11 protein-coding genes are annotated in these 14,720 nt (G+C 37.4%); 6 read left to right on the plus strand and 5 right to left on the minus strand.

The genetic code is table 11. The features are described from left to right. Nucleotides 1-7 precede the first annotated feature (7 nt). Nucleotides 8-871 (minus strand): MotA/TolQ/ExbB proton channel family protein, encoded by an 864-nt coding sequence (locus FRZ67_RS04205; protein ID WP_147188335.1) that lies wholly within the window; start codon nucleotides 869-871, stop codon nucleotides 8-10. A 526-nt stretch (nucleotides 872-1,397) separates the two neighbouring features. On the opposite strand from FRZ67_RS04205, the gene FRZ67_RS04210 reads away from it, so the two are divergent. After that, nucleotides 1,398-3,929 carry a zinc-dependent metalloprotease gene (locus FRZ67_RS04210; protein ID WP_147188336.1) on the plus strand — a complete coding sequence of 844 codons (2,532 nt, stop codon included), beginning with the start codon at nucleotides 1,398-1,400 and terminating at the stop codon, nucleotides 3,927-3,929. A gap of 222 nt (nucleotides 3,930-4,151) precedes the next feature. On the opposite strand, the gene FRZ67_RS23340 is transcribed toward FRZ67_RS04210, so the two are convergent. Both FRZ67_RS23340 and FRZ67_RS23345 read right to left on the minus strand, forming a co-directional pair. Further along, entirely contained in the window at nucleotides 4,152-4,325 is a 174-nt protein-coding gene (locus FRZ67_RS23340; RefSeq protein ID WP_158638295.1) for a hypothetical protein, read from the minus strand. 112 nt (nucleotides 4,326-4,437) lie between these two features. Further along, nucleotides 4,438-4,584, minus strand: coding sequence for a hypothetical protein (locus FRZ67_RS23345; RefSeq protein WP_158638296.1), 147 nt, complete (start codon nucleotides 4,582-4,584; stop codon nucleotides 4,438-4,440). A 140-nt stretch (nucleotides 4,585-4,724) separates the two neighbouring features. Here FRZ67_RS23345 and thrA point away from each other — a divergent pair, with 140 nt between their 5' ends. The 5 genes from thrA to FRZ67_RS04235 all read left to right on the plus strand — a co-directional run bounded on the left by thrA (nucleotide 4,725) and on the right by FRZ67_RS04235 (nucleotide 11,079). Then, nucleotides 4,725-7,169: a bifunctional aspartate kinase/homoserine dehydrogenase I gene (gene thrA / locus FRZ67_RS04215; RefSeq protein WP_147188337.1), complete on the plus strand. Its 2,445-nt coding sequence runs from the start codon at nucleotides 4,725-4,727 to the stop codon at nucleotides 7,167-7,169. 24 nt (nucleotides 7,170-7,193) lie between these two features. After that, a complete protein-coding gene (locus FRZ67_RS04220; protein ID WP_147188338.1) occupies nucleotides 7,194-8,117 on the plus strand; it encodes a homoserine kinase in 924 nt (307 codons plus the stop codon). Between the two features lie 96 nt (nucleotides 8,118-8,213). Further along, a complete protein-coding gene (gene thrC / locus FRZ67_RS04225; protein WP_147188339.1) occupies nucleotides 8,214-9,509 on the plus strand; it encodes a threonine synthase in 1,296 nt (431 codons plus the stop codon). Between the two features lie 20 nt (nucleotides 9,510-9,529). Further along, on the plus strand, nucleotides 9,530-10,351 hold the full coding sequence (locus FRZ67_RS04230; protein WP_147188340.1) for a hypothetical protein: 822 nt from the start codon (nucleotides 9,530-9,532) through the stop codon (nucleotides 10,349-10,351). Nucleotides 10,352-10,545: 194 nt separating this feature from the next. Further along, a complete protein-coding gene (locus FRZ67_RS04235; protein WP_147188341.1) occupies nucleotides 10,546-11,079 on the plus strand; it encodes a DinB family protein in 534 nt (177 codons plus the stop codon). Between the two features lie 79 nt (nucleotides 11,080-11,158). Here FRZ67_RS04235 and FRZ67_RS04240 read toward each other — a convergent pair whose 3' ends face one another. After that, the gene (locus tag FRZ67_RS04240) at nucleotides 11,159-13,177 is read right to left on the minus strand and encodes a T9SS type B sorting domain-containing protein (RefSeq protein WP_147188342.1); all 2,019 of its coding nucleotides are present in this window, start codon (nucleotides 13,175-13,177) and stop codon (nucleotides 11,159-11,161) included. 329 nt (nucleotides 13,178-13,506) lie between these two features. Beyond that, complete coding sequence (locus FRZ67_RS04245; protein WP_147188343.1) at nucleotides 13,507-14,634, minus strand: lactonase family protein; 1,128 nt, start codon at nucleotides 14,632-14,634, stop codon at nucleotides 13,507-13,509. Nucleotides 14,635-14,720: the final 86 nt, after the last annotated feature.

Genomic DNA, 14,720 nt, shown 5'->3' on the forward strand with positions numbered 1-14,720 from the left:
TAAATGATTATTTATAGTTCGCTGCAAAGCTTTGTGTCAATGTAAAGCCAGATTCGTCAATACCATATGTGATAGCATCAATTTTTGTAGTAAATACGTTATACATAATTATAGCAATTGCTGAAGTGCCGATACCAAGTGCTGTATTATACAAGGCTTCAGATATACCTTGTGATAATTTTTGAGCAGCCTCACCACCGCCGCTTTCACCAAGAGCAGAGAATGAACGTATCATACCCATTACCGTACCAAGCAGACCAAGCAATGTAGCTACTGAAGCAATCGTAGAAAGGAATACAAGGTTTTTCTCAAGCATTGGCAATTCAAGCGCTGTGGCTTCTTCTACCTCTTTTTGAATGTTAAGTACTTTTTGCTCCGTGGCTAATTCCGTGTTCGAGATCATCTCTTTATACTTACGCAGACCTGCTTTCATTACATTGCCAACAGACCCTTTTTGTCTGTCGCATTCAGCTAAAGCTTTGTCAATATCTTTATTTGCCAAATGATATTGAACCTTACGTATAAATTCGGCAACGCTACCTTTCCCTGTTGCTTTAGAAACGGTAAGAAATCTTTCTATCACAAATGTTATAACAGTAAGCAAAAGACCAATAAGTATCGGCACAATGATACCACCTAAATACATACGGGGTATGTTGCCTTTTGCTCCCTGGTGATCAGGCCAGAATCCACCTGCAGGATCCGGGTTAGTAAAGTTACTTTCAGCACCAATAACAAAACGCCAGATTATGTAACCCAGAATAATACAGCTAAGTGGCGCAATCCATGAAATGGAATTACTCTTCTTTACAGGTTGTACGGAAGTAGAACTCTTTGATGCTGCTGTTGCAGTTGGTTTAGTTTCAGCCATGACACAATTGATTTTAAGTAAAAAATTGGTTTGATTTTTAAAAGTACAATTCTAATGAAATTTATATACAAAAAACAAGTTTAAAGCAATTAATTTAATTGGGCACACAAATTAAAAACTTTATTTATTGTATCCAACTTTTAGTTTGAACACAATCAACTATATAGTGTTACAGAAATATAATTTTTGTTTGTAACAACTGTTAGTATAAAAAACAATCACACTGTTTGCCCTGTAATGCAGAACAGGAAAGCATTTTACCAACTGGTAGTATATATTTTTTTTAAAACGGCATTTCATAATAGAACTCTTTGTAGAAAAAAAGATTAAAATTTTCATCGGGCTGAATAACACATAGACAAAAGATGAACTGAGCGTAGCAAGGAACGATGCCATAGTTTTAAATGTTCGTAAAAAAATAATTCTGCCGCTAAAATATTTTATAACCAGATAAACCAATATCAGCTCCGCTTGTAATTGATATTCCTGTAAATTTATTTTTTGATCAAACAACTAATATTAATTTATGAAGAAATTTTTTGCACTGCTGCCGGCAGTTTTACTTTGCATCAGCCTTTATGCCCAAAAGAAAAAAGAAGATACTCCTGTTTTACCTCCGACTGTTAGCAAAACAGATTCAACACAACCTAAAGACGGACTCAAAAAATTTAAAGATATTATTACTGATAAAGCAATAGTAAAAGAAGGATTGTTTAATGTATATAAAGTTGAAGATAAGTGGTATTTTGAAATACCAGACTCTATGTTTAATCGCCAGATAATGGCAGTTACAAGATTTAGTAAAGTAGCAGGCGGAGGTAACGTATATGGAGGTGAACTTGCAAATGAGCAGGTGATCAGCTTAGAAAAAGGGCCTAATAAAAATGTATTTCTTCGTGTTATTACTACCATCAGCGTTGCAGATTCTACCAACCAGATATATCAGGCTGTAAGTAATTCCAATGTTAATCCTATCGCCGCTGCCTTTGAAGCAAAATCCCGTGGTAAGGATTCAACAGGTTTAGTAATCGATGTTACCAATTTCTTTAATGGTGATAACCAGGTCATCAGCATTGACCCCTTTGGAAAAAGAGCTCTCAATCTTGCTAATCTTGCACCAGAAAGAAGCTATATTAAAAATATTAATAGTTACCCGGTAAATATTGAAGTTAAAACCGTAAAGACTTACAATGCCATGCCGAATTTTGGCGGAGGTGGAGGAGTTGTTATTTCGTCTGGACTTCCAGGAGCTTTTGCGGCAGGTGCCGTAACATTTGAAATGAATACTTCTTTTATTCTTTTGCCAAAAGAACCAATGGCCAAAAGAAAATTTGATCCACGTGTTGGATATTTTGCTGATAATTATACGGTGTTTAGCGATAATCAACAAAAAGTGCAGGATGATATTTTTATCGTAAGGTGGCGTCTTGAGCCGAAAGATCAGGATATAGAAAAATGGAAGCGTGGAGAATTGGTTGAACCCAAAAAGCCAATCATATATTATATAGATCCTGCAACTCCCAAACAATGGAGACCATATCTGATACAAGGCATCAATGACTGGCAAAAAGCATTTGAAAAAGCTGGCTTTAAAAATGCTATTATGGGTAAAGAATGGCCTGAAAATGATTCAACAATGAGTCTTGAAGATGCACGCTTTGCAGTACTTAGATATTTTGCATCAGACATTGAAAATGCTTATGGGCCGAATATTCATGATCCGCGTAGTGGCGAGATATTAGAAAGTCATATTGGATGGTACCATAATGTAATGCAATTATTGCACGACTGGTATTTTATACAAACGGCAGCAGTTGATCCAAAGGCAAGGAAGATGAAATTTGACGATTCATTGATGGGACAATTGGTTCGCTTTGTTTCCTCACATGAAGTGGGACATACGTTGGGACTACGTCATAATATGGGAAGCAGCAGTAAAACCCCCGTAGAGCTACTGCGTAATAAAGCCTGGGTAGAAGCGCACGGCCATACAGCGTCAATTATGGATTATGCACGTTTTAACTATGTTGCACAACCCGAAGACGGTATTTCAGAAAAAGGTTTATTTCCACGCATAGGAGACTATGACATGTGGGCCATCAAATGGGGTTACACATTAACAAATACAAAAGATGAAGATGCAGATGAAAAGATAACCAACAAATGGATCTTAGATAGTCTTAGTGCAAACCCGCGCTTGTGGTTTGGTACAGAAATAAATCCATACGATCCACGCTCCCAAACAGAAGACCTGGGTGATAACGCCATGAAGGCAAGTGAATATGGCATTAAGAATTTAAAACGTATTATTACTAATTTACCCACATGGACCAAAGAAGAGGCCGATAAATATGACAACCTTGATGAAATGTATAGTCAGGTAGTTATTCAGTTCAACAGGTATATGAATCATGTTACAAAAAATGTTGGCGGCATTTATGAAACACCCAAAAGTGTTGAACAGAATGGAGACGTTTATGAGCCAACTCCAAAAGCATTACAAAAAGATGCCGTAAATTTTTTACAGAAACAATTATTTGAGACACCCACATGGCTGCTCGATAAAAATATTCTTAACAAAATCAGCAATCCAACGTCCACTGAAATGGTGGGCAACGTGCAAATAAATGTATTAAACAGCTTATTAAGGCCATCACGCTTAAATATTATGGCCATTAGCAGTAATCGTTTTGGTACTAACAATACTTACCAGGTTGATGAAATGCTTACTGATGTTAAGAAAGGTCTATGGACCGAGCTAGTGTCAAAGAAACCAATCGATAACATGCGTCGCAATTTGCAAAAGGCTTATGCAGAAGCACTCATAAGTATTTTAAATCCCGCTCCTGTGCAAGCTATCAGCGGTTTACCGCCTGCATTTGTTGCACTGCTTAGCACAAACGTAAAGAATACAGATGTTCCTTCTATTGTAAGAGCACATCTTGTTTCATTAAGAAGCGATATTCTTGCTGCCATTCCCGGCACAACAGATAAATTAAGTAAGTATCATTTACAGGATGTTGCAGAAAGAATAAAAAGAGCGCTGGATCCGAAGTAATAAAATTGATTACAAATAATAAAAAAAAGTCCTGCAACATTGCGGGACTTTTACTTTATCTGGATGGGTTAGTAAAAAACATTTTATGAGCCTGTCTTAAGAACAATTATCAGGCTTACGTTGCGTCGCACTTTTGTACTGTATATCTTTATTATTGAAATATAATAGTTCACCAATAAGCTTTGCATAATTTTTAGCTAAGCTCCAAAAAAGAACGTTGTACTATTTCACAATCATTAAACCGTGTTCCTCAGCTTTATGATCAGCTGTTGTATCCGTAATTGATTTTGAAGTAACTTGAAAAACAATATCTTCCTTTATCAGGTACAATATTTCTTCATCATCAATGGCTTCAATCATTTCAATAAGCTTCTTTTTGAGTTCAATGGTTTCCATAAATAGTTATTCGGGTTTAAAAGTATAAAAGAAATTTATGCTAACGCTTGTTATAAACACTCATACCTTTAACTTGCCACCACAAAATGAACAATCATTTTAATCATAACATTCAACTGATTCTGTCTGTAGCGCTCACAGCTTCTACATCAACAACTATTACAACCCTGTAAAGGGTTGTACATTGCCATATCATCCCCTGTTCCACAACGGAAGCTTTCAAAAGAATATCTTTAGCACTCAAAGAGTGTGGATACATAAACGAAAAATTACATACTTTATTTTAAAGACGCCAATTTTACAAAAGATGAAGTGCTTGCGACGCAACAGGGATGCTATAAAAAACAAAAGCTGGTATTAACCAAAACAAACATAAAAATCACATCTTAAGAAAGTTATATGAAGGTTTTAAAGTTCGGAGGTTCCTCAGTTGCCAATGCAGAGAATATACAAAAAGTGTTAGCCATTATAAAAGCAGCCAGTGATCCACAAATAGTGGTAGTATCGGCATTAGGCGGAGTAACAGATTTGCTGATAAAAGCAGGAACATTAGCAGAACAAAGCAATGAAGCTTACAAAGACGTATTGCAAAAATTGGAAACAAAACATTTGGATACGGCAAGAGCATTACTTCCTGTAACACACCAGAGTAGTTGCTTAAGTATGATAAAACAACACTTTAATGAACTGGACGAAATTTGTAACAGTGTTTTTTATTTGAAGGAATTATCGCTGCGCACAAAAGATAGGGTTATAAGTTTTGGTGAATTACTTTCATCAAAAATCATTTCAGCATTCATGTTATCGCAAGGCTTAGAACATGATTGGCTTGATTCAAGAAAACTGATAAAGACCAATAGCAACTATGGTTTTGCTGCAGTAAACTTTAGTGTTACTAATGATAAGATCGCTTACACAGTTACTTCATCGCATAAAAATTTATTCTTAGCACCGGGTTTTATTTCAAGTGATGATCATGGGAATACAACAACGCTTGGTCGTGGTGGATCTGATTATACTGCTGCAATTTTTGCGGCTGCGGTTAATGCTTCGTCACTAGAAATATGGACAGACGTAACCGGCATGATGACTGCAGATCCACGCTGGGTACTTAATGCAAAGACCATTACACATACTTCATACCAGGAAGCAATGGAGCTTTCTCATTTCGGTGCAAAAGTTATCTACCCTCCTACTATTCAACCTGTGATGCAGAAGAATATTCCAACATGGGTTAAGAACACTTTTGCGCCAAATGAAGCCGGGACCGTAATTACTGGCGCATCTGATCAGCAAGGCGAAATAATTACCGGTATTTCCAGTATTAATTCCATAGCATTATTAAGTTTGGAAGGAAGTGGTATGGTTGGTATTCCAGGCTTCTCCAAACGATTATTTGAAGCATTGGCAAGTGAGAAAGTAAATGTGATTTTGATTACACAAAGTTCATCGGAACATTCTATTTGTGTTGCCGTAAATACAAACGATGCAAATAAAGCTAAACTGGCTGTTGACACAACTTTTGAAATTGAAATAACACAGGGGAGATTAGAGCCATTGAAGATCGAGACAGACCTTTCAATCATTGCATTAGTTGGTGATAAGATGCGTCATCATACCGGCATTGCAGGTAGAATGTTTAGTGCACTTGGAAGAAATGCAGTAAACATAAGAGCTATTGCGCAAGGTTCTTCTGAAAGAAATATTTCTGCAGTTATCTCCAGTGATGACGTAAAAAAAGCAGTAAATGTTTTACATGAAGCTTTCTTTGAAACAACATACAAGCAGCTCAACGTTTTTATTGTTGGTGCAGGAAATGTTGGCAGTAAATTATTGGATCAATTAAAGCAACAACAGCAATTCTTATTAGAGCATTTGAATTTACAAGTGCGCATAACAGGTATTGCAAATAGTCGCAAAATGTTGTTTGTAGACAATGGCAATGAGATCAATCTTAATATATGGAAAGAAGAATTGGAGAAAGCGGAAGTAATGAATTTAAATGCTTTTGTAGAAACGGTTATTCAAAAGAATTTACGCAATTCGGTTTTTGTAGATATAACTGCAAATCCTGATGTGGCAGCGGTGTACAACAAGCTTTTAGAAAAAGTTGTTTCTGTTGTTGCATGTAACAAGATAGCAGCTTCCTCTTCTTATGAAAGTTATAGCAAACTAAAATCACTCGCCAAAGAATACAATGCACTCTTCTTATTCGAAACAAATGTTGGTGCAGGTTTACCTGTCATCGGCACACTTAACGATCTAAGAAGAAGTGGTGATAAAGTAAATAAAATACAAGCAGTTCTTTCGGGCACACTAAACTTTGTATTCAATAATTATGATGGTACCAAACCATTTACCGAAGTAGTTCGTCAGGCACAGGCAGAAGGTTATACAGAACCAGATCCGCGTCTTGATCTTGGTGGTACAGATGTTATGCGCAAGATCATGATCCTTGCACGTGAAGCAGGCGAACAAATTGAAATGGATGACATTACCAATAATTACTTCTTACCAGCCAGTTGCTTTGAAGGAAGCGTTGAAGATTTCTACACAGAAATGGGCAAACAGGAAGCTCATTTTAAAGCTTTGTATGATGAAGCTGCTGCAAAAAATTGTAAACTTAAATTTGTCGCACAATATGAGAATGGTAAAGCTTCGGTTGGGTTGCAACACATACCTTCAAACAGCGACTTCTATCATTTGTATGGCAAAGACAACATCGTGTTATTCTACACACAACGTTATCCTGAACAACCTCTGGTTGTAAAAGGTGCAGGCGCTGGTGCTGATGTTACAGCAAGCGGTGTATTCGCAGACATCATAAGAGTGGCTAGAGTATAATCAATGAACAACGAATAACAAACAATGAAAAAAGTAAAAGCATTTCCTTGCGGCACGGTTGCCAACATGGTTTGCGGTTTTGATATTTTAGGTTTTGCATTGAATGAACCTTGCGATGAGTTTGAAGTAGAAATAACAGATGAGCCTGGCGTTCATATCATCAACAACGACGACTATAATTTACCAACTGATCCTGAAAAAAATGTAAGCGGTGCAGCCATGCTTGCATTAATGGATGAAACACCTGACGTAAGAGGTTTTATCATCCGCTCTACCAAACTTATCAAACCCGGAAGCGGTATAGGCTCAAGCGCTGCAAGCGCTGCCGGCGTTGTAGTTGCGGCGAATTACTTACTTGGTAACCGGTTCAGCAAATTAGATCTTGTGCGCTTTGCCATGTTCGGCGAAAAGGTTGCAAGTGGTGTAAAACATGCGGATAATATTGCGCCTTGCATCTATGGTGGTGTCACACTTATTCGTGCCATTCATCCATTAGATATTGTAAGCATCGAAGCGCCGCTCTTACATGTTACAGTTGTGCATCCGCAGATTGAAGTGCGCACTTCAGATGCAAGACAAATTCTTAAACAACAAGTGTTGTTAAAAGATGCTATTAAACAATGGGGAAATATTGCGGGACTTGTCGCAGGGCTTCTCAAAAGTGATTACGATCTTATCGGTCGCTCTCTTGAAGATGTTATCATCGAGCCGGTGCGCAGCATTCTCATTCCCGGTTTTGATGAGGTAAAAAAGCGCAGTAAAGATGCCGGCGCTTTAGGCGGTGGCATCAGCGGCAGCGGACCTTCAATTTTCATGCTCAGTAAAGATGCTGCAACGGCGCATGCTGTAGCAAAAGAAATGGAAGATGTGTTTATAAAGATCGGCATCGATTATCACACGCATGTTACAACTATTAATCAGCAAGGTGTAAAACTTGTAAGCGAATAATTTTATGAACCAAACCGTAAATCATTCGTCATCGTTCCTTGCGTCGCACACTTGTACAGCATAATATTTTTCATCATTTACTATTGACTATTCATAATGATTTATTATAGCCTCAATCACCAATCACCAAATGTATCTTTTGCAGAAGCAGCAGTAAAAGGACAGGCACCCGATAAAGGATTATATTTTCCGGAACGCATTCCAACATTATCAAAAGAGTTTATTCAAAACATTAAAAATTACAGTAAGGAAGAAATCGGATTTACTGTAATGAAACCTTATGTTGGTGAAAGCATTCCCGATGATATACTAAAACAAATCGTTGTAGAAACCATCAACTTCGATTTTCCTTTAGTTAAGATCACAGATAATATTTCTTCATTAGAATTATTTCACGGGCCAACACTTGCATTTAAAGATGTTGGTGCAAGATTTATGAGCCGTTGTCTTGGTTATTTCAACCGCAACAGTCAGCAACATACAACAGTACTCGTTGCTACCAGCGGCGACACAGGGGGCGCAGTTGCAAATGGTTTTCTTGGCGTAGAAGGCGTTGATGTTATCATCCTCTACCCTTCCGGAAAAGTAAGCCCGATACAGGAACTGCAGTTAACAACACTTGGGCAGAACATTACAGCCATCGAAGTACAAGGCAATTTTGATGATTGCCAGGCTATCGTAAAGCAAGCTTTTATTGATGATGATCTTAATAAAAAATTTTCATTAACGTCTGCTAACTCAATAAATGTTGCAAGATGGTTACCTCAACAGTTGTATTATTTCTTTGCATACCAGCAATGGCACCATGAAGAACCTCCGATCATTTGTGTACCCAGCGGCAATTTTGGAAATATTTGTGCAGGCATTGTTGCATACATGAGCGGTTTGCCGGTAAAACATTTTATTGCTGCATGCAATGCCAATGACACTGTTCCTGAATTTTTACAAACAGGGGAATACAAAGCAAAGCAAGCTGTAGCAACCATTTCCAATGCAATGGATGTTGGCAACCCCAGTAACTTTATTCGTATTATGGAATTGTTTGCACAAAAAATTGAAAATTTAAAATCACTATTCAGTAGTGTAAGCATCGACGACGCTGTTACTAAAGCAACTATTAAAGAAGTTTATCAGCAATATCAATATCTCTTAGATCCCCATGGCGCTGTTGCATACAAAGCATTAGACGATTATTTACAATATCATACAAATGATAAAGGTTTTATTCTTGAAACTGCCCATCCGGTAAAATTTCCTGATACAGTAGAAGAAGTTACAGGCGTCACTATAAAAATTCCTGAAAGCGTTCAGCATCTTTTAAGCAAATCTAAAAAGAGTGTTATGTTATCTTCAGGCTTTGAAGCGTTTAAAGATTGGATGATGCAGGCATGATCGTCAGCATGTAACTGTTTATGAAATATATCCTATTTATAACCTTTATCTTACTACATACAACTGCTGCATACACACAATCAATATACGATACATATGCGGAGGCTACTGCTGTCACTGACTCAACTTCAGAATTTTTCAGTACAGTAGATCATCAATTCCATTTAGTAGAAGAACTCAGGTACAAGCAAAAAAATACACAGCAATTAAAAGAAGCCGTTGACTCAATTCCGCGTCTTCTCAATACCTGGAAGAGTATTATTATGAATGTAAAAGACACGCTTGATTTTAACCTGCTTACAATTATTAAATCTGCCGATAAAACATTTTGCATTGTATCCTGGGACACAAGATTAGGAGATTCTAAAATTGATTATGCATCGGTAATTCTTTATAAAATAAAAGACTCAATATACTTACAGCAACAAAAGCAGGAGTTCATAAAATCTAAACCCGAAAATCCTAAAATAAGATACACGGCTATTTATACCATTACAACAAAAGACAGGAAGATATTTCTTGCAAAAGGTTATGGACAAGGCCGTACAACAGAACCATGGCAGGAAATAAAAACATTTTGCATAGAAGACAGTTCATTATCACAGCCGAATATTTTGCCCGGAAAAAAGAACAGAATACTTATTGCAATTAATTCCATTGAATTAAAAGGCATAAAGAAAATTCCGCCACTTTCCTATGATAGCACTGCATTAAAACTTACTGTACCTGTAACTGATAAACACAATATTTTTAACGGCTCTTATACTTCCTATTATTTCAATTCAAAAAAATTTAAAGAGATCAAAGACCTAGAAGTTCGTTATGCATTAGTTCCTTACTAATAAGTAATTCTTATCTTTCATGAGATTAAAGGATTTATTTTTTGCCAAACCGCATTACTACTATCATCGCCTGTTGCGTCGCACTCTTGTACATTCTTACACTAATCGTCAAAAATTACCAGCCTTTTAAAAGCAGGTTTTTTAAAAAACGGTGTAACTTTCAATTCTTCCTATACACGTTAATATATAATGTTATGAACAACCAGCTTATCATAACAAAACCAACTTCAGATGAATATCCTGAATGGTTTGCCGCAGAAATTCAACTGGTATATTACAATGACCTGATAGAAGGTCTGCAGGATTCTCTAAACAAAACACTTACCTTTTTACACCAGTTAACAGAGCAGGATCTTCAATACCGTTATGCGCCTGGTAAATGGAGTATTAAACAAATGTGGCAGCATATTATAGACGTAGAGCGTGTGCTTACTTACCGTGCATTGCGTTTTGCAAGAAAAGACGAAACTGTGCTAACCGCGTTTGATGAAAATAAATATGCAAATGTGAGCAATGCTGATCAAAGAAATTTTAAAGATATCATTCGTGAGTATGCAGTAGTAAGAGATTCCACGCTTGAATTATTCAGAAGCTTTACAGACGCAATGATCTTACACAGGGGCACAGCAGGCAGGTCAAATATGACCGTAAGATCAGTAGGCTATCTCGTGCTTGGTCATGAGATACATCATATAGGTATCATAAGAGAAAGATATTTAAAACGCTGATCGTTGAGTAATGAGCAGAACGTATAAGTGAGTGACACAACAGAAGCTTAATATTTATTCAACTGCCTGTACAAAAACATTATCGCATCAACACTGTTGTTCCTTTAAAAAATAATGCTTTCCCTGAAAGGTCTTTATACTGCAGCATCCAAACATAGACACCCGTTGGTTGTGGGTGGCCGTTAAATGATCCGTCCCATTTTTGTGTCCAGTCTCTTGTTAAATAAATTCTTTGCCCGAATTGATTATACACGCTGAAAGTTAGATCGATAGCTTCATATGCGTTGAGTGGATAGAGGTAATCATTTACACCATCGCCATTTGGCGTAAATGCTGTTGGCACAGCTATATGACAGTTACTGGCTACTTTTAAATATTGTAGAGATGTATCGAAACAGTTCCTGTTGCTTTGCACTATAAGTTGTACAGGAAATAGTTTTTCTCTTTCAACAGTGTAATATGTTTGCGCTGGTGGCACTTGCAAATTACTTGTATGCCCGTTACCAAAACTCCAGAGCCATCCAACAATATTTCCAATACTTGAGTCTTTAAAAACCGCCACTTCACCGGGGCAATAAATAGCGGGTCCGTAAAACCTGGCATCCAGCTCATCATGAGGAAGTGTAATGACCTGTTGTGCAGTGTCAGAACAAAAACCATTGGTAACAGATAAGTTTATTGTAGTTGACCCAAAACCGCTGTAATATTTTACAGGATTTTGTAAGCTGCTGGAATCAACATTGTCGAAGTACCATTTCCAGCTTGTAATACTGGCGCCTCCATTGTTAAAAAGATTCACCTGATCATCGGCACAATTCTGAATAAGCTCGTAAGTAAAATTTGCCGATACTGTATCTTTTACAGTAAAATCTTTAGCTCCTTCAATCACTTCCTCGCCACATTCATCAATGGCAGTGTTGCCATCAGAACCTTTTACAAGTTGAATAGTATATGTTCCATCCAATACAACCGGTGATGCAAGTTTTACATTTATCAATCTTGAAAGCCCATCTACGCAAACGCCTTCAGCAGATGCAACATTAACAGAATGCGGACCTGTAATAATAAAATCGCTGCCATCTTGTGCAATACTATTGCAACGAATATTTTTTATAAAAGTGAACTGCAACATATCTGGTGCGCATTGCACAGGTGTAAGATCACCTATTGGTATTGGCGCAACTTTGTAAACTGTAAAATCAATTTCATCGCTTATTGCAATGCCTCTGTCGCAATTATCAAGTACGGTATTACTATCTATACCATTTTTTGCTACGAGCTGGTAAGTGCCTGCTGTAAGCGGCTCCTGGAGCGTAACTATTAATGAATCAAATTCAAAACTATTATCGCAACCAATTGCTTCTGCAGATTTAATTTTTGCAAGAGCACCTTTAATAAAAAAATCACTGCCATCTGTTGCAAGCGTTTTACACTTCATCTTTTTATTAAGCTTAACGCGTATTTGCGAGCCATCACAACTTGCGCTGCTTGATGCAAAGTCAGGATCAAGTGGGTCTGTAATACCTGCAGAGCCGCCAAAAGAAAGTTTATAACCTATCTGGGAGTCTGTATAATGACTAACCATTAAAAGATACGTATGCCCTTGCTCTAAATAAGGCATCTGGCTAAATGTAGGAACATTATCAGTGGGTATTGATGCACATTCAATATTTGAGGAACCACCAAATTTTGCACCCGTTAAACCATAACTCCCGGACCAGTTTCCTGTAACAACTAATGATGCATTTGTATAAACGTCGTCAGGATTATGTCCTGTAATATCGTATAGCTGCCAATCATAATCATCATTCAGATCTGTTGGTGTTATTGTAAAACTCAGATCGCCGCTGGCGAAACAGGTAAATCTATACCAAAATGGGTTTTTATCAGCATAAGAAGCCCCTGTAGGATCACAACCCGGTACCGCCAGGCCTCTGTTACTACAGGGAGGAACAATAGTTTGAGAAAAAGTATCAACACCACAAACCGGAAAGGCTGTGGAAGGTGTTTGCCCTAAAGCGGAACAGGGCTGTGCTGAAACAGCAGAGCCCAGAAACAAATAACAAATTGTGATACATAAATATTTTATGAACGACATATCAAAGTAACTGGTAAACAACTAAAGACCTGCTAAACAGGCAAAACGTTGCAATAAAAGATTTTCGGTACGATTAAATTCTGCTGATAATTATGGTTCCGGCAGTTGGTTCTTTGGTCATTTTCGTTGCGTCGCACTCTTGTACTGAAGAATAAGTTTATACAGTTTACAAGTTTACGTGTTCGCAGGTTCTTAGAATATAACAAATGTATAAACTAGTAAACTTCGTGAACATGTAAACTTGCTCTTTCATTGTTCCGAACGTACAAGTGAGTGACACAACAACAGCTCAATAGTTTTACTGCAGTTTGCAAACAAAAAATACAATATTATTTTACAGGCACCATTTTTAAACATACAGGCATTGGTACATCTATCTTGGTATTGCTATCCTGCAAAATACCAAAGTTCTTATTGATGATAAATATCTGGATGTTGTTGCTGTCGCGGTTTGCAACCAATAAAAATCTTCCTGTAGGATCGATCATAAAATTGCGTGGATGCATACCAACAGCCTGGTGACCATTCTCCGCAAGTTTACCATCAGATGAAACTTTATACATGGCAATATCGTTTGCTGTAGCGCGGTTGCTGGTGTATAAAAATCTTCCGTCAGGTGTTACATGAATATCTGCACTTCCTTTATCTGCTTTTGAATTGGTGTTATCAGATACGATGGTTTGAATTTCTTTTAGCGTTCCATTATTGTATTCATACACGATGATAGTACCGGCCAATTCATTTAGCAGGTAAGCAAATTTTCCATTGGGATGAAATGTAAAATGACGGGGGCCGCTTCCATCCGGCACTTCATAGTAGGGAGGATCTAGTGGCGTTAAAGGATTGGTGGCATCGTTTGCATTAAAGGCATAACGATACAATCTATCATTGCCAAGATTGGCTACAAATAAAAATTTTTCATCAGGAGAAAGTACCACAGAGTGTGGATGCGGCATTTCCTGGCGGGCCACATTTACACCATAACCATCATGACTTATTGTTTGCACGGCAGGCTGCAAAGAACCGTCTGCGTTGGTTTTTAAAACACTTATATTTCCGCCGCTGTAGTTTGCTACGATAACATTTTTACCTGTTGAATCTACGGTAACATATGCAGGATCATCACCGCCTGTTAATTGCTTATTTAAAAAAACCAGTTCACCTTTTGTTTTATCCAGGGCAAAAGCACTTACCTCCCCGCCTTTATCTCCATGATTTTCGTTAACGGCATATACAAATTTCTGGTCTCTTGAGATGGCTAAATAAGAAGGATTCTCGACGCCTTTAGCAACACTAACCTGCGTTGCTTCATTTTTATTCGGATTATAGCGGTATACATAAATGCCTTCGCTTTTACCACCAGTAGTGTAGGTTCCTACTAACAAATATTGGATAGGGTTTTGTGCAAAACCGGCAACCGCAAATAAAAGAGAGCAGGCGAGCAAAAATTTTTTCATGAGGGAATTGTTTAATTTTTAAGAACTCCGAAGATAAATGATATAGATAAATATTTAGTTAAGGTTTTGACAAGGGTATGTTCAGA

This window comes from Panacibacter ginsenosidivorans (assembly GCF_007971225.1).
Lineage (GTDB): Bacteria > Bacteroidota > Bacteroidia > Chitinophagales > Chitinophagaceae > Panacibacter > Panacibacter ginsenosidivorans.